Genomic DNA, 20,456 nt, shown 5'->3' on the forward strand with positions numbered 1-20,456 from the left:
GGAGAAGAACTTAAGTCATGGCGAAACTGAGTTCGATCAACAAGAACGAGCGACGCAAGAAGCTGTCTGAAAAGCAGGCGGCCAAATATGCGAAGCTCAAGGCGATCGCGAACGACGAGTCGAAGGACGAGACGGAGCGCCTGATCGCGCGTCTCAAGATGGCGGAGCTTCCGCGCAACGGTAACCCGACGCGCATTCGCAACCGCTGCGAGCTGACTGGGCGTTCGCGCGCTTATTATCGCAAGTTCCGTCTTTCGCGGATCATGCTTCGGGAACTGGCTAACAAAGGCCTGATCCCCGGCGTGACAAAGTCGAGTTGGTAAGGGAGCCCTGGGAATGGCAATGACCGATCCTTTGGGTGATCTGCTCACCCGCATCCGCAACGGCCAGCAGGCGCGCAAGGATTCCATCCTGACGCCGGCATCGAAGCTGCGTGCGCACGTCCTCGATGTCCTCCAGCGCGAAGGCTATATCCGTGGTTATTCGGAAGAAGAGCTTGCGGGCCAGAAAGGCCTTCGCATTGAGCTCAAGTATTTCGAAGGCCAGCCAGCGATCCAGCATCTGGCCCGTGTGTCCAAGCCCGGACGTCGCGTCTACTCGGGCGCTCAGGAGCTTCCGCGCATCCGCAACGGCCTCGGCACGATCATCGTGTCGACCCCGCGCGGCGTGCTGTCGGACGCCGAAGCGCGCGAGCAGAACGTCGGCGGCGAAGTGCTGGCGGAGGTGTTCTAATGTCTCGCATTGGCAAGAAACCGATTGCAGTTCCGGCCGGTGTTACAGCCACGGTCGAGAGCGGCACGCTGACCGTCAAGGGCCCGAAGGGCACGCTGGCGATGCAGCTTCTCGACGATCTCGTGAAGTATGAGATCGCCGATGGCGAGATCCGCGTGACGCCGCTTGTCGACGCACAGCGCAACCGCGCCGCGTGGGGCATGCAGCGTACCAACGTGCAGAACCTCGTCACCGGCGTGACCGAGGGCTTCACAAAGGTTCTCGAAATCACCGGCGTCGGCTACCGCGCGCAGGCCCAGGGCAAGAACCTGCGCCTTCAGCTCGGCTACAGCCACGACGTGAACTTCCCCGTTCCGGAGGGCATCGAAGTGAAGACTCCCGACCAGAATACGGTCGAGATCAGCGGCATCGATCGCCAGCAGGTCGGCCAGGTCGCCGCCGAAATTCGCCGTTGGCGTAAGCCGGAGCCCTACAAGGGCAAGGGCATCAAGTATCGCGGCGAGTATATCTTCCGCAAAGAAGGCAAGAAGAAGTAAGCCATGGCTCATCTCTCTCTCTTCGAGCGTCGCCGCCGCCGTGTTCGCACCACCCTTCGGGCGCGTGCTTCGGGCAAGCCGCGGCTTTCGGTCCACCGCTCAGGCCGGCACATCTACGCGCAGGTCATCGACGATACGGCGGGCACCACGCTTGCCGCGGCTTCGACCCTGGACAAGGATCTCAAGGGCAAGACCGGCGCGACCCGCGACGGCGCGGCCGCAGTGGGCAAGGCCCTCGCCGAGCGCGCCAAGAAGGCTGGCGTGTCGACGGTCGTCTTCGACCGTGGCGGCTTCCTGTTCCATGGCCGAGTGAAGGCCCTCGCCGACGCTGCCCGCGAAGGCGGACTGGAGTTTTAAATGGCTGACGAAAACCAGACCAACGAAGTCAACACCGACCCGGCAGAGACCGCGGTGGTTGCTGAAGCTGCGCCGGCACAACCGGAAGAGCAGCGGCAGAACCGTGGCCCGCGTGGCGGCCGTGGCGGCGGCGCAGGCCGTGGCCGTGGCGGCAACGATCGTGGCGGTGGCCGTGGCCGTCGTGACGACCGCCGTGGCGGCCGTGGCGGGGATGACGATGGCGGCGAAGAGCTGATCGAGAAGCTCGTCCACATCAACCGCGTCTCCAAGACCGTGAAGGGCGGCAAGCGCTTCGGTTTCGCGGCGCTCGTGGTCGTCGGCGACGGCAAGGGCCGTGCCGGCTTCGGTCATGGCAAGGCTCGCGAAGTTCCTGAGGCAATCAGCAAGGCGACTGCCGCTGCGAAGAAGGCAATGATTCGCGTTCCGCTGCGCGATGGCCGCACGCTGCATCATGACGGCCTGGGCCACTTCGGCGCCGGTCGCGTGACGGTCCGTACCGCTCCGGCGGGTACCGGCATTATCGCCGGTGGTCCGATGCGTGCGATCTTCGAAAGCCTCGGCGTTGCCGACGTCGTCACCAAGTCGGTCGGCACGTCCAACCCGTACAACATGATCCGCGCGACCTTCGAGGCGCTCAAGGAGCAAACGAGCCCGCGCTCGGTTGCCCAGCGCCGCGGCAAGAAGGTTGCCGACCTGCTCGGCCGCGGCGGCGCCACCGTCGCCGAAGCCGAGGCTCAGGCCGAAGCGGTGACGGAGTAATCTGACATGGCCAAGATCAAGATCACGCAGACCGGTTCGCCGATCCGCCGCGACAAGACCCAGCGCGCGACGCTCGTCGGCCTAGGGCTGAACAAGCTGCACCGCAGCGTGGAAGTGGAGGGCACGCCTGAAGTGCTCGGCCAAGTGCGCAAGGTGCAGCATCTGCTTCGAGTCGAAGAAGCAGCCTAACCATCACCGCTCCGCGAGGGGCAGCGCGACAAAAGCGAAAGCGAGTGCAACGACATGAAACTGAACGAAATTCGTGACAACAAGGGCGCGCGTCAGTCGCGCGTTCGCGTCGGCCGTGGCATCGGCTCGGGCCTAGGCAAGACCGCCGGGCGCGGCCAGAAGGGCGCCAAGTCGCGCTCGGGCGTGAGCATCGCCGGCTTCGAAGGCGGTCAGATGCCGCTCCACATGCGGCTGCCGAAGCGCGGCTTCAACAACATCTTCGCCCGCGACTATGCCGAGGTGAACATCGGCGCGCTGCAGAAGGCGATCGATGCCGGCAAGCTCGATATCAAGGGCACGCTCGACCATGACGCGCTCAAGGCCGCTGGCCTCGCTCGCGGCGGCAAGGATGGCGTCCGCCTGCTCGGCAAGGGCGAGCTCAAGGCAAAGCTGGCGCTCAACGTCGCCGGCGTGTCCAAGGGTGCGCGTGAAGCGGTCGAAAAGGCTGGCGGTTCGATCGAACTGATCGAGCGCAAGGACCCGGCCGAACTCGCCGCTGCCAAGAAGGGCAAGGTGCGTGAAGCGCGGCTTGCTGACAGGGCCGCTGCTGCGAAGGCCTAAGGGGTCTTAGACAAGCGGCGTTGAGCCACTATATCGGCGGCGGGGGGCGTTCAGCCCAACCGCCGCCGTTCGTTTTTCCGGGGATATATAAGTCGATGGCATCCGCAGCCGAGCAAATGGCCTCAAGCATTACGTTCGCCAATTTTCAAAAGGCGACGGAGCTCAAGAAGAGGCTGTGGTTTACGATCGGTGCGCTGATCCTGTTCCGGCTGCTGTCGTTCGTTCCGGTGCCGGGTATCGACCCGGTCGCGATGAGCGCGCTTTACCAGACGCAGAGCGGCGGCATCCTCGACGTTTTCAACACCTTCTCCGGCGGCGCGCTGGAACGCTTTTCGATCGTCGCGCTGGGCGTCATGCCCTACATCACCGCGTCGATCGTCGTTCAGCTCGGCGCAACCCTCTACGGCCCGTGGCAGGCTCTGCGCAAAGAAGGCGAGACGGGGCGCAAGAAGCTCAACCAATATACCCGCTACCTGACCGTGATGATTACGCTCGTGCAGGGCTATCTCGCCATCCGCGGCCTGGAAACGCAGTCGGTCAGCAAGGGCATCGGCGCGGTCGTTGCGCCCGGCCTGTTGTTCGAGATCGCCGGCACTGTCAGCCTCGTCGGCGGCACATTGTTCCTGATGTGGATCGGTGAGCAGATCACCAGCCGCGGCATCGGCAACGGCGTCTCGCTGATTATCATGGCCGGCATCGTCGCGCGGCTTCCGCAGGGCGTCGGCCAGCTTCTCGAAGGCGGCCGCACGGGCTCCATCAGCCCAGTCATCGTCGTCGGTATCGTTGTCCTCGCGGCGGCGCTGATCCTCTTCATCTGCTTCATGGAGCGCGCACAGCGCCGGGTGCTCATCCAATATCCGAAGCGCCAGACCGCGCGCGGCATGCAGCAGGAGCGTTCGCACCTGCCGATCAAGCTCAACACCGCCGGTGTCATTCCGCCGATCTTCGCGTCGTCGCTTCTGCTGATGCCGTTGACCATCCTGCAATGGGCCGGCTCGCGCGCAAGCTCGGAAGGCAGCACCAGCGACTGGCTGATCACCATCAGCACCTATCTGCAGCACGGCTCGCCACTCTACATGGTCCTGTACGGACTCGGCATTGCCTTCTTCTGCTTCTTCTACACCGCGGTGCAGTTCAACAGCGAAGAGACGGCCGACAACCTGAAGCGCCATGGCGGCTTCATCCCCGGCATCCGCCCGGGCAAGGCGACCGAGCAATACTTCGACTATCTGCTCAACCGCATCACGGTCGTTGGCGCAGCTTATCTGGTGGTGATCTGCCTCATCCCTGAGATCCTCTCGGCGCAGGCGGGCCTCAACTTCCGTCTCGGCGGCACCAGCCTGCTCATCGTTGTCAACGTGACGATGGACACGGTCAGCCAGATCCAGAGCCACTTGATTGCGCACCAATATGGCGATCTTATCAAGAAGGCGAAGCTGAAGACGACGCCGCGCAGGCGCTAGCGGCTGCTCAATAAGGGGGGAAAGAGCCGCCGTGATGAATATCATCCTTCTTGGCCCGCCGGGCGCGGGCAAGGGTACGCAGGCCGCCAGGCTGGAGGTTCTGCGCGGCATGGTGCAGCTGTCAACCGGCGACATGCTCCGCGAGGCCGTGGCCGCGGGAACGCCGGTCGGCCTCAAAGCCAAGGAAGTCATGGCGCGCGGTGAGTTGGTGAGCGACGCGATCGTCAGCGCGCTTATTGGGGAGCGGCTCGACGCCTCCGCCGATAAAGGCGCGATTTTTGATGGGTTCCCGCGCACCAAGCATCAGGCTGAAGCGCTTGAGATGTTGCTCGACGAACGCGACCGGAAGCTCGACTATGTGATCGAACTGGTCGTGAACGAGGATGAGCTGGTGAAGCGCATCACCGGCCGTTTCACCTGCGCCAAGTGCGGCACCGGTTATCACGACAATTTCCGTCCAACGAAAGTCACGGGCGTTTGCGACGCCTGCGGCTCGACCGAGTTCAATCGCCGTCCGGACGATAATGAGCAGACGGTGCGCACCCGCATGGCGGAATATCGCGCGAAGACAGAACCGATCCTGCCTTACTATCGTGAAAGGAGTCTTGTCCGTCAGGTCGACGGCATGGCGTCCATCGACGAAGTCGCCGCGCAGATTGACGCGATCCTCGACGGTAGGGCCGGCTAGGCGCGTTCCAGCGTGACGAAACGGTAGGCGGGGCGCCCGTCCTCGGCTTCATGCACTTCGCTCGCAACTTCTCGCCAGGATCCCGAATGACGCGGGTCTGGCCACGACGTGTCGCCTTCGACGTCCTCAAGCACTTCGGTCAGCTCGATTCTGCTTGCGAATGGAAGAAAGAGCGCAAAAATATCCGCGCCTCCGATGACCGACACTGGTTCATCGCCAGCGATCTCGAGCGCCTCCTGGACCGAATGCGCCTTCTCCGCACCGATCGCGAACCAGTCGAGCGCGCGGGTAAGGACGAGATGGCGCCTCCCCGGCAGCAGTCCCGGCAGGCTCTCGAAGGTCTTCCGCCCCATCACCATCACGCTGCCCATCGTCAGCGCCTTAAACCGCTTCAGGTCGGCGGGGAGATGCCATGGGAGCTTGCCGCTGCGCCCGATGACGCCGTTCTGCGCCCGTGCGACGACAATGGTGATGATCGGCGGTTTGTTCATCATCACGACGATGCCCTTGTCGCGCGCGCGTGCCAAGCGCGCTATTGCGCCATCCCATGACGCAAGGCGAAGCGCGACTGATTGAACAGGCAAGCCGCAACCTCGGCCCAAAGGTCGTGATCACCGATCCAAAGGAGATCGAACCGTGGGTTAGTGACTGGCGCGGTCGTGTGCATGGCGCGAGCCCCGCTATCCTCGCTCCGGGCTCCACGCGGGAAGTCGCCGAGATCGTCGTGCTTGCAGCCGAACATCGCGTCCCGCTCGTCCCGCAGGGGGGCAACACCGGGATGGCTGCCGGCGCGACACCGCCATCCGATGGGTCGGCGGTGCTTCTGTCGATGCGCCGCATGAACCGCATCCGCTCAGTCAGCATTGAGAACCGGCTCGCGATCGCGGAGGCGGGGGTCATCCTGGCCACGCTGCATGACGCCGCGCACGACGTCGGCATGCGCTTTCCGCTGACGCTCGGCGCGCGCGGAAGCTGCACCATCGGCGGGCTCACCTCCACCAACGCTGGCGGGACGCAGGTATTGAAGTTTGGAACCATGCGCACGCTCGTCGCCGGCGTCGAAGCCGTGCTGCCCGATGGCTCGATCCACGACGGTCTATCCGGCCTGAAGAAAGACAATCGCGGCTACAGCCTCGACCAGTTGCTGATTGGCGCGGAGGGCACGCTGGGCGTGGTCACGGCGGTCGCGCTGCGGCTCGTGTCCGCAATCGCCTCTCGCGCAGTCGCTTGGGCCGGCGTCGGCAGCCCCGCGAAGGCGCTGGATCTCCTGCGGTTCCTGGAGACGCGAACCAGCCACGTCGAAGGCTTCGAACTGGTGCCCCAAGACTCGCTAGACCTTGTTCTGAAGCACGTACCGGGCACGCGGCCGCCGCTCTCAGGAACCCATGCCTGGCACGTCCTGATTGAGGCGACTGTGTCCGATGCCGGCACCGACATTTCCGCCGAACTCGAGCGTTTGCTCGCCAGCGCCCTTGATGCGGGCAACATCCAGGATGCGACGATCGCCGCAAACGAGGCGCAGGCTGAGGCTTTCTGGAAGATCCGCGACAGCATTTCCGAAGCTGAGCGCGCGGAAGGGCAGACGCTAGCTCACGACATATCCGTCGCGGTCGCGCAAATGCCGCGCTTCATCACCGAGGCGTCGGCTGAGGTCGAAAGGGCTTTCCCCGGCGTCATCGCCAGCGGCTTCGGTCATCTTGGCGACGGCAACATCCATTTCCACGTCCGCGCAGGCAGCCACGCCGCGCCGGACTGGTATGAGGCTGAAGGCGCGGCGATCACGCGCTTCGTCGACGATTTGGTGACGGTGGCGGGCGGGTCGATCTCTGCCGAACATGGCATTGGCCAGCTGAAGCTCTCGGAGTTCGCGCGGCTCGCGTCGCCGGCCCGCATTCACGCCTTGCGCGCAATCAAGCACGCGCTCGACCCGCTCGGAATCATGAACCCGGGGAAGCTCGTCCCTTAAGGCTGGAGCTGCAGCCGATCGCTTTCGGCGTCAGTGGGCTCACCTTCGTTCGCGAGAACTCGACGCACCTTCTCGAGATCGACTTCACCTTCCCAGCGGCCGACCACGATCGTGGCGACGGCATTGCCAATGAAGTTGGTCAGCGACCGGCACTCGCTCATGAAGCGGTCGACGCCGAGGATCAGCGCCATGCCCGCGACCGGGATCGCGGGGACGACAGACAAAGTAGCGGCAAGCACGATGAAGCCGGACCCCGTCACGCCCGCCGCGCCCTTCGAGCTCAGGATCGCCACCGCCATCAGCAGCATCTCCTGACCGAAAGTCAGGTGCGTATTGGTGGCTTGCGCGATAAACAGCGCCGCGAGCGACATGTAGATGTTCGTCCCATCGAGGTTGAACGAATAGCCGGCCGGGACGACCAGGCCGACAATCGGCTTTGGCACGCCTGCCGCCTCGAGCTTTTCCATCAGCAGCGGCATCGCGCTTTCGGAAGATGAGGTGCCGAGCACGATCAGCAGCTCGTCCTTGATGTAGCGGATCAGCGAGAAAATCGAGAAGCCGGCCGCCCGGGAAACCAGGCCGAGAACGATGAGGACGAAGCCCAGCGCCGTCGCGTAAAAAGTCAGCACCAGCTCCGCCAGATTGGCGAGCGTTCCAATACCGTATTGGCCGATCGTAAAGGCCATCGCGCCGAACGCGCCGACCGGCGCCGCGTACATCAGGATCCGGACGACGCGGAACACGACGGCGGTAATCGTCCGCAACGTTTCAAGCAGCCGGTCGCCGCGGTCGCCGAGCATCGCAAGCGCGATCCCGAACAGGATCGAAATCAGTAGCGCCTGCAGGATTTCGCCCGACGTCAGCGCGCTGAACATCGTGTCGGGGATCATGTTTAGCACGAAGCCGGTGACCGTCGTCTCCTTGGCTTCGGTGACGTAGGTTGCGACCTTGCTCGTATCGAGCGTCGCCGGGTCGACGTTGAGACCGGCGCCCGGCTGGAAGATGTTGCCGACGAGCAGCCCGACCGCGAGCGCCAACGTCGACACAGCGATGAAATAGCCAAGCGCCTTCGCGGCGATACGCCCGAATGCGCCAAGGTCACGCATTCCCGCGATGCCCGTCACGACGGTGAGGAAGATCACCGGCGTAATGATCATCTTCACCAGCTTGATGAAGGCATCGCCAAGCGGCTTCAGCGACGCACCGAACTTCGGCCACAACCAACCGACCAGCACGCCGAGCGCGACGGCGATGAGTACCTGTATGTAAAGGTTCTTCCAGATCGGGCGGCGCGCATCGGTCATGGCTGCATCTGTGGCGTGCCGTCACGGCTGAGTAAATCACCCTGCCGGCGGCTGGCGCGCCCGGTAGGATTCGAACCTACGACCTCAAGCTTAGAAGGCTCGTGCTCTATCCAACTGAGCTACGGGCGCGCACGCGGGCAGAACTAACGAGAATTGACGGAACAAGGAACCGCGTTACGCCTCACCTGATGAGCGGGAACGAACTGAGGCATGTCGAGGCGCGGGCGCTGCACGGCGCGCGCTTCCGCTACTTCGACTTCGTCATGGTTGCGTTTGTCGTCGTGCTCCTGCTGTCGAACGTGATCGGCGCGGAAAAGCGCTCCGTGATCAACGTTCCTGGCAGCGGCCTGTGGCCCTTCGGCGCGGGCATCCTGTTCTTCCCCATCTCCTACGTGATCGATGACGTGCTGACCGAGGTTTACGGCTTCGCGCGGGCGCGGCGGGCGCTGTGGGCAGGTTTCGCGGCATTGCTTTTCATGGCCGTGATGGAGTGGACCGTCGTGCATCTGCCGGTAGCCGAAGGATGGACAGGGCAGCCGGCTTACGAGCGGGTGTTCGGGTCGGGATGGCGGATTATCCTTGCCTCGATGACCGCATTCTTCGTCGGCGATTTCCTCAACTCGGTCGTGCTGGCGAAGATGAAGATCTGGACCGACGGCAAGTATCTGTGGACCCGGACCATTGGCAGCACGATCGTCGGGGAAGGCGCGGACAGCCTGATCTTCTACCCGCTTGCGTTCTACGGGATGCCCGACTGGCCGGTCGCCGCGCTTGGTGAGGTGATGTTTATTCAGTTCTTCTTCAAGGTCAGCTGGGAGGTCTTGCTGACGCCAATAACTTACGCGGTTGTCGGCTGGCTCAAACGGAAGGAAGGCGTCGACGTCTATGACGTCGGGACCGAATTCACGCCGTTTAGTGCGGACGTTTGAACAGCAGGAATGCCGACCAGACCGCCAGGCAGAGCGCTAGGGCCGACGTCAGGATGATCGTCGGATCGCTCAGCAAACCCGTGCCTTCGGCCATGATACGCGCGATGTGCGCGACAACGATCAGTGCGAAGGTGATCCCGGTGATCGCGACATAGGCGCGCACGCCTAAGCCGCGACGGTCTCGAGCAGGCCTTCGAACAGTCGGCGCCCGTCGAGGCTGCCGTGTGCCGGTTCGACGACGCGCTCGGGGTGCGGCATCAGGCCAAGCACATTGCCGGCATCGTTGAGAATGCCCGCGATGCTGCGCGCGGAGCCATTGACTTCGTCGAGGTAGCGGAAGGCGACGCGGCCTTCGCCTTCGAGGCGGTCGAGCGTTTCGGCGTCGGCCTGGTAATTGCCGTCGTGGTGCGCGACCGGGAATACGACGGTCTCGCCGCTGTCATATTGCGAGGTGAACAGGCTTTGGCTGTTCTCGACGCTAAGCGGCACCTGGCGGCAGACGAAGCTAAGCGCCGCGTTGCGCATCAGCGCACCTGGCAGGAGTCCGGCTTCGGTCAGCACCTGGAAGCCGTTGCAGATGCCGATGACCGGCACGCCGCGCGCTGCGGCATCCTTGACCGCGCCCATGATCGGTGAACGGGCGGCCATGGCGCCGGAACGCAGGTAATCGCCGTAGGAGAAGCCGCCGGGGATGCCGATGAAGTCGATGCCCTCGGGCAGCTCGCTGTCGCGGTGCCAAACCATGTCCGGCTTGCGGCCTGTGACCTGCTCAAGCGCCACTGCGAGGTCGCGGTCGCAATTGGAACCAGGGAAGACGACGACGGCGCTCTTCACGCGGCGCTCTCCAGCCTTTCGATACGGAAATTCTCGATCACCGTATTGGCGAGGAGCTTTCGGCACATGTCTTCGATGTCGGCTTCGCTGGTTGCGTCCGCCAGATCGAGCTCGATCATCTTGCCCGCACGGACGTCGTTGACGCCGGAAAAGCCAAGGGCTTCCAGCGCATGGTGGATCGCCTTGCCCTGCGGATCGAGGACGCCGTTCTTGAGAGTGATGAAGACGCGCGCTTTCATGTTTTGTCGCCAGCCTTTCGCTATGCCGGGCCCTATGGCCGCACCCGCAAAAACGGGCAAGTTTTACCGGCTGTTTACCTTGATCGGCGAAAATCGGGATAAGCCGGTCAGTAATTCACCGGCGGGGGAGGTAATTTCGCATGGTCGCCATGATCGCCATTGTCATGTTCGTCGCCCTGGTGGGCTTCGGCGGCAAATATTTCGGTTGGAGCGACCCCGACGGCACAGTGACGCTCGCGCTCATCACCAGCTTCATCCTCGGCATCATCGGCGGCTACAAAGCCAAGGACTAATAGCCGCTGAGCTCGGCCACCCGCGCGCGGTGGAAATAGACGTCGCCGAAAAGTTCGCCGAGCACAGCCTCCCGCTTCATGTAGAGCCCGATGTCATGCTCGTCGGTCATGCCGATGCCGCCATGCATCTGCACGCCTTCCTGCACGGCGAGCTTCGACACCGAAGCCGCCTTGGCCTTGGCGACGGCGACCAGCAGATCGGCTTTTTCACCGCCTGAATCGAGAAGCTCGGCAGCCTTGAGTGCGGCGGCCCGCGCAATTTCGATCTCGCCGTAGAGGTGCGCGGCGCGATGCTGTAGCGCCTGGAACTCGCCGATCAGCTTTCCGAACTGCTTGCGCTGCTTGAGATAATCGACGGTCATCGCCCACGCGCCCGCGGCGACGCCTACGAGCTCGGCAGAGACTCCGGCGCGGCCGGCGTTCAGAGCGCGGGCGAGGGGCGCCCAGCCGCCGTCGACCTCGCCGACCACCGCGTCTGCATCGAGCTCGACGTTGGAAAAGGTGATGTGCGCCGCTTTTGAGCTGTCGGCGAGCGTCGCGCTCTCAACCTCGGCGGCCGCTTTCGGAACCGCGAACAGGGTCAGGCCTTCGCGCTCGCCGGGCGAACCGGCCGTGCGCGCAATCGTCAGGATCACGTCCGCCGAATTGCCGTGGACGACGAGCTGCTTCTGCCCGTTGAGCACGAACCCGTTCCCACGCCGCTCGGCAGCGAGGGCCGTCTTCTCCGGCGCGTGGCGGCTGCTTTCATCGACGGCCAGCGCCAGCACCGTCTCCCCAGACAGAATGCCCGGGTACCAGCGCTCGGCGTGCGCTGTTCCCTCGATCGCGCGTGCGCCCGCGACCGCCGTGGTCAGGAAGGGCGAGGGCGTCAGGTTGCGGCCGATCTCTTCCAACACAAGCGCTGCTTCGACCGACCCGAGACCGAGCCCGCCCTGCGCTTCGGGGATGCAGATGCCGGTGAGACCAAGCTCACCGAACTGCTTCCACAGTGCTGTGCCATAACCATCGGTGCAGCCGGTATCGCGCCAGTGGCGAAGCTGCTTCGCGATCGAACCTTCGTCGGCAAGAAAGCTTGCTGCCGTTTCCTGCAGCATCTTCTGGTCATCGTTGAGCAATGCCACGTCAGGCTCCCGGAAGGCCGAGGATGTGCTTGGCAACGATGTTGAGCTGGATCTCGCTCGTGCCGCCCTCGATTGAATTGGCCTTGGTGCGCAGCCAGTCGCGCGGGGTCTTGCCGCCCTTCGACCGGTCGCTGTCCCATTCGAGCGCGTCCGACCCGCCAGCCGCCATCATCAGCTCGTGCCGGCGCTTGTTCAGCTCGGTGCCCGCATATTTCATCATCGACGGGCTGGCGGGGTGCGCTTCGCTGGCCTTGAACATTTCGAAGAAGCGCTCGCTCATCGCGGCGAAGGCGAGGGCGTCGACGTCGAACGCCGCGATTTCGGCGCGCAGGAATGGATCGTCGGGCTTCAGCATCCGGCCGAGCGTTCCGCCGGTCCCGCCAAGGCCCATGCCGGCGATCATCTCGCGTTCGTGGCCAAGCAGATATTTCGCGACGTCCCAGCCGCGGTTCACCTCGCCGACGACTTGGTTCTTGGGCACCTTCACGTCGTCGAAGAAGGTCTCGCAGAACGGCGAATTCCCGCTGATTAGCAGAATCGGCTTGGTCGACACGCCGGGCGTCTGCATGTCGAACAGCAGGAAGCTGATGCCGCCCTGCTTGGACTCGGTCGAGGTGCGGACGAGACAGAAGATCCAGTCGGCCTTGTCGGCATAGCTGGTCCACACCTTCTGTCCGTTGACCAGCCAGTGGTCGCCTTTGTCCTCGGCCTTGGTCTGGAGGCCGGCGAGGTCGGACCCCGCACCGGGCTCCGAATAACCCTGGCACCAACGGATTTCCCCGCGCGCGATTTCGGGCAGGAAGCGCTTCTTCTGCTCGTCATTGCCGAACTTGAGCAGCGCAGGGCCGAGCATCGAGATGCCGAAGCTATAGAGCGGATTGCGAGCGCCGATCCGCGCCATCTCTTCCTTGAGCACCTTGGCTTCCGCGGGCGAGAGTCCAGCGCCGCCATAGTCTTTGGGCCAGTGCGGAACAGTCCAGCCGCGCTCGACCATTCGTTCAAGCCACACGCGTTGTGCGTCGGAAGAGAAGGTCCAATTGCGGCCGCCCCAACACGCTTCGCTCTCGGAGCGCATTGGCTCGCGCATTTCGGGCGGGCAATTTGCCTCAAGCCATGCGCGCGTTTCCGACCGAAAGCTGTCGAGTTCAGCCATTCCTGCCCCTATCATCGGCGAATGTTCCGAAAGTTCGCACTGACGAGCCGGTTTCGTCCGGCATATCCATCGATTGGATCCTTTGCGGCCATGCGTCGAGCCAAGCACGGCGGTTGCAAATAGGGAAGGCCTAGTTTGTCCGCTCGGCCGGCTTCGCGTTGTATGGCGAGTTCCATTTGTAGGCCGCGCCAGTCCACCGCAGCGTGCCGAGGATGTGCGACTTGCCCGCGTTGTCGCGCACCCAGACGCAGCCACATGCGGCACAAAGGATGGCGCCGTCGAGCGCGGGTTCGTTGACCTGATCCGCCTGATGTTTGGTGACTAATCGCTGCATCGGATTGTGCGCGTTGCAGAAGCGCGAAGGGCATATGCTGGGCGAATGGGTCGAAGGCAACTTAGGTCCCCGGCTAGCGATAAAAGTCGGGGCTAAAAAGGCTCGGCCAAGCGGGGTTGGCCGAGCCTAGTGAAGCTGCTGACTTCTAACGTAGGTTGCAATTTAAAGTTTAACGAAGGGCGAAGATCAAGATCGAGTATTCGAGGTTTTCGTCCGCTCACGAAAGATTTCACGCGAACCTTCAGAGAAGGCGGGGTTCGACGAGCTTACTTACCGTCGTGTCAGGAAAGTGATGCGGCGGTCTTGTTTCGCGCCATGCAGCGGCTTAGCGCGAGCGCAAACAGTAACGAGGCATTCGCGATGACCGACGTGAGGGAAAAGCCGACGACCAGCCCGATCTCCACCCGCAAGCATGGCGACGTGTTGATCGTGCTTTCGAACAACCCGCCGGTGAACGCGCTGTCGACAGCCGCCCGCCAGGGCCTGGTCGATGCTATCGCCGAAGCAGAAGCCGACGAAAGCGTGAAGGCGGTGGTCATCGCTTGCGAAGGCCAGACTTTCTTTGCCGGCGCGGACATCACGGAATTCGGCAAGCCGCCGCAGAATCCGTGGCTTCCGCAGGTCGTCGACATCATCGAGGCATGTTCCAAGCCGGTGGTCGCGGCGATCCACGGAACGGCATTTGGCGGCGGGCTCGAAGTGGCGCTGGGCTGCCATTATCGCGTCGCGGATCCGAGCGCGAAGCTGGGCACGCCGGAGGTGAAGCTCGGGCTTCTGCCTGGTGCTGGAGGGACTCAGCGGCTGCCGCGCGTGGCGGGGGTTCGCAAGGCCTTGGAGATGACGGCGACCGGCAACCCGATCGGCGCGCGCGAAGGTTTCGAATGCGGGCTGATCGACCGGCTGGTCGAAGGCGAGCTGCTGCCGCACGCGGTGGCTTATGCGGAGGAGGTGCGCGACATACGCCCACTGCCGCGCTCGTCGGCTTTTGAAGAGAAGGTCGGCAACGTCGATCCGGCGGTGTTCGACGATTTCCGCCGCGACAATGCGCGCAAGTTCCGCGGCTTGGACGCGCCCGAAAAGAATATCGAGGCGGTGCGGATCGCGACTCAGAAACCCTACACCGAAGGCGTGATGGACGAGCGCCGGCTGTTCATGGAGCTGATGACCGGCACGCAGGCGCGGGCGCAGCAATATTTCTTCTTCGCCGAGCGCAAGGCGGCAAAGATCGACAACCTCCCCGAAGGCACGGTGCCGCGCGACATCAAGCGGGTCGGCGTCATCGGCGCCGGCACGATGGGCGGCGGCATCTCGATGAACTTCCTGTCGGCGGGCATCCCAGTGACGATCGTCGAGATGGGCCAGGAAGCACTCGACCGCGGCACCGGCGTGATGCGCAAGAATTACGAAGCGACCGCTTCGAAGGGCCGGATGACGACCGAGCAGGTTGAAAAGGCGATGGGGCTGTTGAAGCCGACGCTCGACTTTGAGGCGCTTGGCGAGTGCGACCTCATCATTGAGGCCGTCTACGAGAACATGGACGTGAAGAAGGAAGTGTTCGGCCGGCTCGACAAGATCGCCAAGCCGGGTGCGATCCTCGCGTCCAACACATCCTACCTCGACATCAATGAGATTGCGGCGAGCATCTCGCGGCCGGGCGATGTCGTCGGCATGCACTTCTTCTCGCCGGCGAACGTCATGAAGCTGCTCGAGGTCGTGCGCGGCGACAAGACGTCACCCGACGTGCTGCTGACGGCGATGCAGCTCGGCAAGAAGATCCGGAAGGTTCCAGTGGTCGCGGGCGTGTGCCACGGCTTTATCGGCAACCGCATGCTGATGCCGCGTCAGGTCGAGGCGACCAAGCTGCTGCTCGAAGGCGCGACGCCGGAGCAGGTTGACCGCGCCCACGTCGAGTTCGGCATGCCGATGGGACCGTTCCAGATGGCCGACCTCGCGGGTGTCGACATCGGCTGGCACCGCGATCCGAACCGGATCGAGAACGTGCGCGACGCGCTCTGCGCGATTGACCGCTGGGGCCAGAAGAAAGGCGCGGGCTTCTACGATTACGACGAGAAGCGCCGACCGACTCCCTCACCGGTCGTCCAGAAGATCATCGAGGATTTCGCCGAGAAGCAGGGCGTCGAGCGCCGTCAGATCGGCGACGAGGAAATCGTCGAGCGCACGCTCTACACGATGGTCAACGAGGGCGCGAAGATCCTGGAGGAGGGCATCGCGCAGCGCGCGTCCGACATCGATGTCGTGTGGGTCTACGGCTACGGCTGGCCGGTCTATCGCGGCGGGCCGATGTTTTGGGCGGACACGGTCGGCCCCGATAAGATCGTCGAGGGCCTGAAGCGGCAGGAAGAGCGCATGAAGCCGGAATTCAGCTTCTCCAAGCTTCTGCTCGACAAGGCTGAAAAGGGCGAGCGCTTTACTGGCTGAGGCCGAGGGAACCCTTGACCTCGCGAAGCATCTAACCCGTGCAAGGCATGGAGAGATCAGCATGGCGACGACGATTCCGGAAGCCCGACAGGAACGGGCGCTGCGCCGTTACTCCAACACGGCGGTGACCATTCACTGGATCACAGTCGTCCTCGTGCTGTTCCAGATCTGGCTGGGTCTCAGCTTCGCCGACATGGCGCAGGGTTCCGCGCGCGGAAACCTGTTCACGTGGCACAAGACAATCGGCGCGACGATCCTGCTGCTGACGATCATCCGGCTGACCTATCGCCTGACGAACCCGCCGCCGCCCTATCCTACGGACTTGCCGCGGTGGGAGCAGATTGCGGGAACCTGGAACCATCGCCTGTTCTACATACTCCTGATCGGGCTTCCCATTGGAGGTCTGATCGCGGTGTCGGGCCACGCGCGCGGACCGACGACGCCGTTGCTCGGCGGCGTGCCCCTCCCAGTGATCCCCGGCATATCGGAACAGATGGGTGAAGCGGCAGGCGAGATTCACTCAGCACTCGCCTGGGTCCTGATCGCACTGATAGTGATTCACGCGGCGGCGGCGTTGAAGCACCAGTTCATCGACAAGGACCGCGCGGCGGGAAGGATGCCGCCATTCAGAGACCCCGTAGATGAACCAGTGGTCGTCGGCCAGGGTCGTCGCGCAGAAGGCTGAGCATCGCCAGTGCAACGCCGGCGAGAAGGGCGCTGGTGATGAAGGTCGCGGCGCTGCCGTCGCGGTCCCAGAGGTAGCCCGCGCCAAGGCTGGCGAGGAGGGCGCCGATGCCCGACACGAACCAGAATGCGCCGAAGCTCGTCGCCCGCAACTCCTCCGGAGCGGTGTCCGCGATCATTCTTGAAAAAATGCCCTGCGTAAGGGCCATGTGAGCACCCCACAGGATCACGCCAAGCGTCAGGCCGGCGTAGCTGTCGGTCTTCGCAAGGACGAGGTTGCCGGCGATCAGCAGGGCGATGCCTGCCATCAAGATCGACTTGGGGCTCATGCGATCGCTGAGAATTCCCGCGGGGTAGGCGAGCACCACATAGGCTAGATTGAAGAGTGCGAGCGTGAGCGGCGACCAGGCTTCGCTGAGGCCGACTTCAATGCCCTTCAAAATCAGGAAAGCTTCGGAGAAGCGTGCCAGGGCGAACAGGAAGCCGACGGCCAGCAGGCGCTTCGTTTCCTGGTCCAGGCCTTTGAACCCGGCGAAGAAAGGCGCGCGCTTGAGTGGTCTGAGATGATGTTCCGGTTCGCGAAGCGCCAGCCAGGCGAGCAGGAACGAGCAGAAGGCGGGTATGATCGCGACCCAATAGACGGCGCGGATGTCGCTCGCGAACCAGGCCATGAGCGCGATGGCCGCAATGGGAGCAAGCAGCGCGCCTACAGTGTCGAGCGACTGCCGAAGCCCGAATGCGCGTCCGCGAATTTCGGCTGGTGTTTCGTCGGCGAGCATGGCGTCGCGCGGGGCGCCGCGGATGCCCTTGCCGATACGGTCAGCGAAACGTGCGCCCATGAGCGCCGCTGCGCTGGCGGCGAGCGGGAAGAGCGGCTTCGACAATGCGGCGAGGCCGTAGCCGGCGACGACCCACGGTTTGCGTTTCATGCTGCGGTCGGAGAGCCGTCCGGATGCGAGCTTAGCGAAGTTCGCGGTGGCCTCCGCAATGCCGTCGATGGCGCCAAGCGCTGTCGCGGGGAGGCCGAGCACAATCGTCACGAAGGCCGGCAGCAACGCGTGATAGATTTCGCTCGACAGGTCCATCAGCATGCTGACGAAGCCGAGGATCCAGACGTTGCGGGGCAGGGGCGGACGGCTACTCACCCGCGCCTCATCGCGGCTCCGTCGCGCCCGCGCAACCTTTCGTCGCGACTCTGTCGGGCCGCAATATTGCAACCGTAAAAATGTTTGTTACGCTGCAAGGATGATGTGGGGGTCTTCACCGGCGGCCATCGCCAATCGCTTCAACACGCTCGCCCAGAATTGGGTAGCGGACGGCCCAGCTGCTCGGGCAGAGCGCGCACGGCGAAAGCTGATGAATTGCATCGGCCAACGCGAGCCAGCGACGCTCAACGAGGTTGCTCAGGCCGTCGGACGGGGTGCACCCGCCGTTAGCCGTGCGGTCGATACGCTGGTTCGCGGGGGCCTGGTCGAGCGGACGCAGAATCCGGACAACCGTCGTCGGCTGGCGCTTCGCCTCACCGACCAGGGCCGCGACGAACTTGGCAATCTGCCCAGCGCCGGCTCAGGGCTTGAACTGCGGCTGGAACGGCTCGCTCACAGCGAACTTCGCGCGATCGAACGCGCGATCGAGATCCTCGAACGCGCCAGCTGAGCTTAGCCCTTCGCTCTTCGGCGCCGGGTTTCCCAACCCTTCTTTGCGGCTTCGCTGCGTCTGCTGGAACGGCCATGGCCGGCATTCTTGCCGCCCTTGTCCTGCTTGTTGACCGTCCGCCACGCGCGCTTTTCAGCTTCTTTCTTGCTGACGCCGCGCTTTTCATAGCTCTTCTCAATATGTTCGGCTTTGCGGCCCTGCTTACTGGTGTACGCACCGCGGGGCATGATACTCTCCTTCAGGTTAAAGCGTCCAAACGCTCGAAATGCGCCGCGCGTTGCGATGCTGCGTTGCAACATCGCGCACTTTTCCCTATGTGGCCGCCACACGAAATTTCCGGAAAAATCAGATGAACCTGCGTAACGTCGCGATCATCGCGCACGTCGATCACGGCAAGACGACCCTTGTCGACCAGCTCTTCCGCCAGTCGGGCACCTTCCGCGACAACCAGCGCGTCGAAGAGCGGGCGATGGATTCGAACGACCTCGAGAAGGAGCGCGGGATCACGATTCTCGCCAAGTGCACGTCGGTCGAATGGAACGGCACGCACATCAATATCGTCGACACGCCGGGCCACGCCGACTTCGGCGCGGAGGTGGAACGCATCCTCAGCATGGTCGACGGCGTCATCCTGCTTGTCGACGCGGCCGAAGGGCCGATGCCGCAGACCAAGTTCGTCACCGGCAAGGCGCTAAGCCTCGGCCTCAAGCCGATCGTCGTCGTCAACAAGATCGATCGCCCTGACGCGCGCGCCTCGGAAGTGCTCGACGAAGTGTTCGAGTTGTTTCTCAACCTTGAAGCAAACGACGAGCAGCTCGACTTTCCGACGCTCTACGCCTCGGGCCGCGCCGGTTATGCCGGCAAGACCGACGACGTGCGCGAGGGCGACCTGACGCCGCTGTTCCAGACGATCGTCGATCATGTGCCGGCACCCGCGCTCGACCCGCAGGGCGAGTTCAAGATGCTTGCGACGCTGCTCGACCGCGACAACTTCCTCGGCCGTATCCTGACAGGCCGAATCGAGAGCGGCACGCTCAACATCAACGACCCCATCCGCGCGATGGACGTCAACGGCAACGTCGTCGAGGACGGCCGCGTCACCAAGCTTTTCGCGTTCCAGGGTCTGGAGCGCGTTCCGGTCGAATCCGCCAAGGCTGGCGACATCGTCGCGATCGCCGGGCTGGTGAAGGCAACCGTGTCGAACACGATCGGCACGCCGGCAATCTCGGAACCGCTCCATGCACGCGAGATCGATCCGCCGACGCTCAGCATGACCTTCGCGGTCAACGACAGCCCGTTCGCCGGCAAGGATGGCGACAAGGTGCAGAGCCGTGTGATCCGCGACCGCCTGCTGCGCGAGGCAGAAGGCAATGTCGCGATCCGCGTCACCGAGACCGCCGGTTCGGATGCTTTCGAGGTCGCTGGTCGCGGTGAGCTTCAGCTCGGCGTGGTCATCGAGACCCTGCGCCGAGAGGGATTCGAACTCGGCATCAGCCGCCCCCGCGTGCTGTTCCGCGACGGACCGAATGGCCGCGAGGAGCCGTATGAAACGGTCGTCGTCGACGTCGATGACGAATTCTCGGGCACGGTCATCGACAAGATGGCGCTGCGCAAGGCGGAGATGACTGACATGCGCCCGTCGGGTGGCGGCAAGACGCGGTTGATCTTCTCGGCGCCGTCGCGCGGCCTCATCGGCTACCACGGCGAATTCCTGTCCGATACGCGCGGCACGGGAATCATGAACCGGCTGTTCGAGAAATACGGCCCCTACAAGGGCCCGATCCAGGGCCGTCAGAACGGCGTCCTGATCTCGATGGAGAAGGGCCCCGCGGTCGCTTACGCGCTTAGCGCATTAGAAGATCGCGGCATCCTGTTCATCTCGCCCGGCGAGATGCTCTACGAGGGCATGGTCATCGGCGAGAATGCCAAGATCCAGGACCTCGAGGTCAATCCTCTGAAGTCCAAGCAGCTCACCAACTTCCGCGCGTCCGGCCCGAAGGACGAAGGCATTCGCCTGACGCCGCCGCGGCGGATGAGCCTGGAGCAGGCGATCGCCTACATTCAGGATGACGAGCTGGTCGAGGTTACGCCCAAGGCGATCCGCATTCGCAAGCGCTATCTCGACCCGCACGAGCGCAAGCGCCAATCGCGCAAGATGGAAGCCGCCTGAACCCGAACGG

At 63.7% G+C, this 20,456-nt stretch carries 26 protein-coding genes and 1 tRNA gene; 16 read left to right on the forward strand and 11 right to left on the reverse strand.

Annotated elements, in window-relative coordinates; genetic code table 11:
* Positions 1-17: 17 nt before the first annotated feature.
* The 9 genes from rpsN (at position 18) to ABD704_RS12925 (ending at position 5,324) form a co-directional block, all read left to right on the forward strand.
* Positions 18-323, forward strand: coding sequence for a 30S ribosomal protein S14 (rpsN, locus tag ABD704_RS12885; protein ID WP_344700098.1), 306 nt, complete (start codon positions 18-20; stop codon positions 321-323).
* A gap of 13 nt (positions 324-336) precedes the next feature.
* Positions 337-732 (forward strand): 30S ribosomal protein S8, encoded by a 396-nt coding sequence (gene rpsH, locus ABD704_RS12890; RefSeq protein WP_344700099.1) that lies wholly within the window; start codon positions 337-339, stop codon positions 730-732.
* Positions 732-1,268 (forward strand): 50S ribosomal protein L6, encoded by a 537-nt coding sequence (gene rplF / locus ABD704_RS12895; protein WP_344700100.1) that lies wholly within the window; start codon positions 732-734, stop codon positions 1,266-1,268. Before rpsH ends, rplF begins: the two co-directional genes overlap by 1 nt.
* A gap of 3 nt (positions 1,269-1,271) precedes the next feature.
* Positions 1,272-1,625: a 50S ribosomal protein L18 gene (gene rplR, locus ABD704_RS12900; RefSeq protein WP_344700101.1), complete on the forward strand. Its 354-nt coding sequence runs from the start codon at positions 1,272-1,274 to the stop codon at positions 1,623-1,625.
* Positions 1,626-2,384 (forward strand): 30S ribosomal protein S5, encoded by a 759-nt coding sequence (gene rpsE / locus ABD704_RS12905; protein ID WP_344700102.1) that lies wholly within the window; start codon positions 1,626-1,628, stop codon positions 2,382-2,384. It begins immediately after the preceding gene.
* Positions 2,385-2,390: 6 nt separating this feature from the next.
* A complete protein-coding gene (gene rpmD, locus ABD704_RS12910; RefSeq protein WP_344700103.1) occupies positions 2,391-2,573 on the forward strand; it encodes a 50S ribosomal protein L30 in 183 nt (60 codons plus the stop codon).
* 54 nt (positions 2,574-2,627) lie between these two features.
* Entirely contained in the window at positions 2,628-3,173 is a 546-nt protein-coding gene (gene rplO, locus ABD704_RS12915) for a 50S ribosomal protein L15 (protein WP_344700104.1), read from the forward strand.
* Positions 3,174-3,268: 95 nt separating this feature from the next.
* Positions 3,269-4,636 carry a preprotein translocase subunit SecY gene (gene secY, locus ABD704_RS12920; RefSeq protein WP_344700105.1) on the forward strand — a complete coding sequence of 456 codons (1,368 nt, stop codon included), beginning with the start codon at positions 3,269-3,271 and terminating at the stop codon, positions 4,634-4,636.
* A gap of 34 nt (positions 4,637-4,670) precedes the next feature.
* Complete coding sequence (locus ABD704_RS12925) at positions 4,671-5,324, forward strand: adenylate kinase (RefSeq protein ID WP_344700106.1); 654 nt, start codon at positions 4,671-4,673, stop codon at positions 5,322-5,324.
* On the opposite strand, the gene ABD704_RS12930 is transcribed toward ABD704_RS12925, so the two are convergent.
* Positions 5,321-5,815, reverse strand: coding sequence for a dihydrofolate reductase (locus ABD704_RS12930; protein WP_344700548.1), 495 nt, complete (start codon positions 5,813-5,815; stop codon positions 5,321-5,323). The genes ABD704_RS12925 and ABD704_RS12930 overlap by 4 nt on opposite strands.
* Before the next feature lie 56 nt (positions 5,816-5,871).
* Here ABD704_RS12930 and ABD704_RS12935 point away from each other — a divergent pair, with 56 nt between their 5' ends.
* Positions 5,872-7,290 (forward strand): FAD-binding oxidoreductase, encoded by a 1,419-nt coding sequence (locus tag ABD704_RS12935; protein WP_344700107.1) that lies wholly within the window; start codon positions 5,872-5,874, stop codon positions 7,288-7,290.
* On the opposite strand, the gene ABD704_RS12940 is transcribed toward ABD704_RS12935, so the two are convergent.
* A complete protein-coding gene (locus ABD704_RS12940; RefSeq protein WP_344700108.1) occupies positions 7,287-8,594 on the reverse strand; it encodes a dicarboxylate/amino acid:cation symporter in 1,308 nt (435 codons plus the stop codon). The genes ABD704_RS12935 and ABD704_RS12940 overlap by 4 nt on opposite strands.
* Positions 8,595-8,646: 52 nt before the next feature.
* Positions 8,647-8,723 (reverse strand) — tRNA-Arg (locus ABD704_RS12945).
* A gap of 59 nt (positions 8,724-8,782) precedes the next feature.
* Between ABD704_RS12945 and ABD704_RS12950 the strand changes: the two genes are divergently transcribed.
* The gene (locus tag ABD704_RS12950) at positions 8,783-9,523 is read left to right on the forward strand and encodes a queuosine precursor transporter (protein WP_344700109.1); all 741 of its coding nucleotides are present in this window, start codon (positions 8,783-8,785) and stop codon (positions 9,521-9,523) included.
* On the opposite strand, the gene ABD704_RS12955 is transcribed toward ABD704_RS12950, so the two are convergent.
* The 3 genes from ABD704_RS12955 to purS are packed head-to-tail and all read right to left on the reverse strand — an operon-like array spanning position 9,507 to position 10,596.
* Entirely contained in the window at positions 9,507-9,686 is a 180-nt protein-coding gene (locus ABD704_RS12955) for a hypothetical protein (RefSeq protein ID WP_344700110.1), read from the reverse strand. The two genes, ABD704_RS12950 and ABD704_RS12955, sit on opposite strands and share 17 nt — an antisense overlap.
* Positions 9,687-9,688: 2 nt before the next feature.
* Positions 9,689-10,357 (reverse strand): phosphoribosylformylglycinamidine synthase subunit PurQ, encoded by a 669-nt coding sequence (gene purQ, locus ABD704_RS12960; RefSeq protein WP_344700111.1) that lies wholly within the window; start codon positions 10,355-10,357, stop codon positions 9,689-9,691.
* Positions 10,354-10,596 carry a phosphoribosylformylglycinamidine synthase subunit PurS gene (gene purS / locus ABD704_RS12965; protein ID WP_344700112.1) on the reverse strand — a complete coding sequence of 81 codons (243 nt, stop codon included), beginning with the start codon at positions 10,594-10,596 and terminating at the stop codon, positions 10,354-10,356. Before purS ends, purQ begins: the two co-directional genes overlap by 4 nt.
* Positions 10,597-10,736: 140 nt before the next feature.
* Here purS and ABD704_RS12970 point away from each other — a divergent pair, with 140 nt between their 5' ends.
* Positions 10,737-10,889 (forward strand): hypothetical protein, encoded by a 153-nt coding sequence (locus ABD704_RS12970; RefSeq protein ID WP_344700113.1) that lies wholly within the window; start codon positions 10,737-10,739, stop codon positions 10,887-10,889.
* On the opposite strand, the gene ABD704_RS12975 is transcribed toward ABD704_RS12970, so the two are convergent.
* From ABD704_RS12975 to ABD704_RS12985, 3 genes are all read right to left on the reverse strand, one after another.
* Entirely contained in the window at positions 10,886-11,983 is a 1,098-nt protein-coding gene (locus tag ABD704_RS12975) for an acyl-CoA dehydrogenase family protein (protein WP_344700549.1), read from the reverse strand. The genes ABD704_RS12970 and ABD704_RS12975 overlap by 4 nt on opposite strands.
* Positions 11,984-12,011: 28 nt before the next feature.
* On the reverse strand, positions 12,012-13,163 hold the full coding sequence (locus ABD704_RS12980; RefSeq protein WP_344700114.1) for an acyl-CoA dehydrogenase family protein: 1,152 nt from the start codon (positions 13,161-13,163) through the stop codon (positions 12,012-12,014).
* A 130-nt stretch (positions 13,164-13,293) separates the two neighbouring features.
* On the reverse strand, positions 13,294-13,497 hold the full coding sequence (locus tag ABD704_RS12985) for a hypothetical protein (protein WP_344700115.1): 204 nt from the start codon (positions 13,495-13,497) through the stop codon (positions 13,294-13,296).
* A gap of 360 nt (positions 13,498-13,857) precedes the next feature.
* Between ABD704_RS12985 and ABD704_RS12990 the strand changes: the two genes are divergently transcribed.
* Both ABD704_RS12990 and ABD704_RS12995 read left to right on the forward strand, forming a co-directional pair.
* Positions 13,858-15,936 carry a 3-hydroxyacyl-CoA dehydrogenase NAD-binding domain-containing protein gene (locus ABD704_RS12990; RefSeq protein WP_344700550.1) on the forward strand — a complete coding sequence of 693 codons (2,079 nt, stop codon included), beginning with the start codon at positions 13,858-13,860 and terminating at the stop codon, positions 15,934-15,936.
* A 61-nt stretch (positions 15,937-15,997) separates the two neighbouring features.
* Positions 15,998-16,621 (forward strand): cytochrome b, encoded by a 624-nt coding sequence (locus tag ABD704_RS12995; RefSeq protein ID WP_344700116.1) that lies wholly within the window; start codon positions 15,998-16,000, stop codon positions 16,619-16,621.
* Here ABD704_RS12995 and ABD704_RS13000 read toward each other — a convergent pair.
* Positions 16,563-17,765, reverse strand: coding sequence for an MFS transporter (locus ABD704_RS13000; RefSeq protein ID WP_344700117.1), 1,203 nt, complete (start codon positions 17,763-17,765; stop codon positions 16,563-16,565). The two genes, ABD704_RS12995 and ABD704_RS13000, sit on opposite strands and share 59 nt — an antisense overlap.
* A gap of 100 nt (positions 17,766-17,865) precedes the next feature.
* Between ABD704_RS13000 and ABD704_RS13005 the strand changes: the two genes are divergently transcribed.
* Positions 17,866-18,276 carry a MarR family winged helix-turn-helix transcriptional regulator gene (locus ABD704_RS13005; RefSeq protein WP_344700118.1) on the forward strand — a complete coding sequence of 137 codons (411 nt, stop codon included), beginning with the start codon at positions 17,866-17,868 and terminating at the stop codon, positions 18,274-18,276.
* 2 nt (positions 18,277-18,278) lie between these two features.
* Here the strand turns inward: ABD704_RS13005 and ABD704_RS13010 are convergent, their stop codons facing one another.
* Positions 18,279-18,503, reverse strand: a complete 225-nt coding sequence (locus tag ABD704_RS13010; protein WP_344700119.1) for a plasmid stabilization protein — start codon at positions 18,501-18,503, stop codon at positions 18,279-18,281.
* Positions 18,504-18,625: 122 nt separating this feature from the next.
* Between ABD704_RS13010 and typA the strand changes: the two genes are divergently transcribed.
* Positions 18,626-20,446, forward strand: a complete 1,821-nt coding sequence (gene typA, locus ABD704_RS13015) for a translational GTPase TypA (RefSeq protein ID WP_344700120.1) — start codon at positions 18,626-18,628, stop codon at positions 20,444-20,446.
* Positions 20,447-20,456 lie beyond the last annotated feature (10 nt).

It is taken from the genome of Sphingomonas limnosediminicola, from assembly GCF_039537965.1.
Taxonomy (GTDB): domain Bacteria; phylum Pseudomonadota; class Alphaproteobacteria; order Sphingomonadales; family Sphingomonadaceae; genus Sphingomicrobium; species Sphingomicrobium limnosediminicola.

What these genes read in the sequence shown, in the direction of transcription:
- rpsN (WP_344700098.1), top strand. Translation starts at nt 18, where the DNA reads ATGGCGAAACTGAGTTCGATCAACAAGAACGAGCGACGCAAGAAGCTG.
- rpsH (WP_344700099.1), top strand. Translation starts at nt 337, where the DNA reads ATGGCAATGACCGATCCTTTGGGTGATCTGCTCACCCGCATCCGCAAC.
- rplF (WP_344700100.1), top strand. Translation starts at nt 732, where the DNA reads ATGTCTCGCATTGGCAAGAAACCGATTGCAGTTCCGGCCGGTGTTACA.
- rplR (WP_344700101.1), top strand. Translation starts at nt 1,272, where the DNA reads ATGGCTCATCTCTCTCTCTTCGAGCGTCGCCGCCGCCGTGTTCGCACC.
- rpsE (WP_344700102.1), top strand. Translation starts at nt 1,626, where the DNA reads ATGGCTGACGAAAACCAGACCAACGAAGTCAACACCGACCCGGCAGAG.
- rpmD (WP_344700103.1), top strand. Translation starts at nt 2,391, where the DNA reads ATGGCCAAGATCAAGATCACGCAGACCGGTTCGCCGATCCGCCGCGAC.
- rplO (WP_344700104.1), top strand. Translation starts at nt 2,628, where the DNA reads ATGAAACTGAACGAAATTCGTGACAACAAGGGCGCGCGTCAGTCGCGC.
- secY (WP_344700105.1), top strand. Translation starts at nt 3,269, where the DNA reads ATGGCATCCGCAGCCGAGCAAATGGCCTCAAGCATTACGTTCGCCAAT.
- ABD704_RS12925 (WP_344700106.1), top strand. Translation starts at nt 4,671, where the DNA reads ATGAATATCATCCTTCTTGGCCCGCCGGGCGCGGGCAAGGGTACGCAG.
- ABD704_RS12930 (WP_344700548.1), bottom strand. Translation starts at nt 5,815, where the DNA reads ATGAACAAACCGCCGATCATCACCATTGTCGTCGCACGGGCGCAGAAC.
- ABD704_RS12935 (WP_344700107.1), top strand. Translation starts at nt 5,872, where the DNA reads ATGACGCAAGGCGAAGCGCGACTGATTGAACAGGCAAGCCGCAACCTC.
- ABD704_RS12940 (WP_344700108.1), bottom strand. Translation starts at nt 8,594, where the DNA reads ATGACCGATGCGCGCCGCCCGATCTGGAAGAACCTTTACATACAGGTA.
- ABD704_RS12950 (WP_344700109.1), top strand. Translation starts at nt 8,783, where the DNA reads ATGAGCGGGAACGAACTGAGGCATGTCGAGGCGCGGGCGCTGCACGGC.
- purS (WP_344700112.1), bottom strand. Translation starts at nt 10,596, where the DNA reads ATGAAAGCGCGCGTCTTCATCACTCTCAAGAACGGCGTCCTCGATCCG.
- ABD704_RS12970 (WP_344700113.1), top strand. Translation starts at nt 10,737, where the DNA reads ATGGTCGCCATGATCGCCATTGTCATGTTCGTCGCCCTGGTGGGCTTC.
- ABD704_RS12975 (WP_344700549.1), bottom strand. Translation starts at nt 11,983, where the DNA reads ATGCTGCAGGAAACGGCAGCAAGCTTTCTTGCCGACGAAGGTTCGATC.
- ABD704_RS12980 (WP_344700114.1), bottom strand. Translation starts at nt 13,163, where the DNA reads ATGGCTGAACTCGACAGCTTTCGGTCGGAAACGCGCGCATGGCTTGAG.
- ABD704_RS12985 (WP_344700115.1), bottom strand. Translation starts at nt 13,497, where the DNA reads ATGCAGCGATTAGTCACCAAACATCAGGCGGATCAGGTCAACGAACCC.
- ABD704_RS12990 (WP_344700550.1), top strand. Translation starts at nt 13,858, where the DNA reads ATGACCGACGTGAGGGAAAAGCCGACGACCAGCCCGATCTCCACCCGC.
- ABD704_RS12995 (WP_344700116.1), top strand. Translation starts at nt 15,998, where the DNA reads ATGGCGACGACGATTCCGGAAGCCCGACAGGAACGGGCGCTGCGCCGT.
- ABD704_RS13005 (WP_344700118.1), top strand. Translation starts at nt 17,866, where the DNA reads ATGATGTGGGGGTCTTCACCGGCGGCCATCGCCAATCGCTTCAACACG.
- ABD704_RS13010 (WP_344700119.1), bottom strand. Translation starts at nt 18,503, where the DNA reads ATGCCCCGCGGTGCGTACACCAGTAAGCAGGGCCGCAAAGCCGAACAT.
- typA (WP_344700120.1), top strand. Translation starts at nt 18,626, where the DNA reads ATGAACCTGCGTAACGTCGCGATCATCGCGCACGTCGATCACGGCAAG.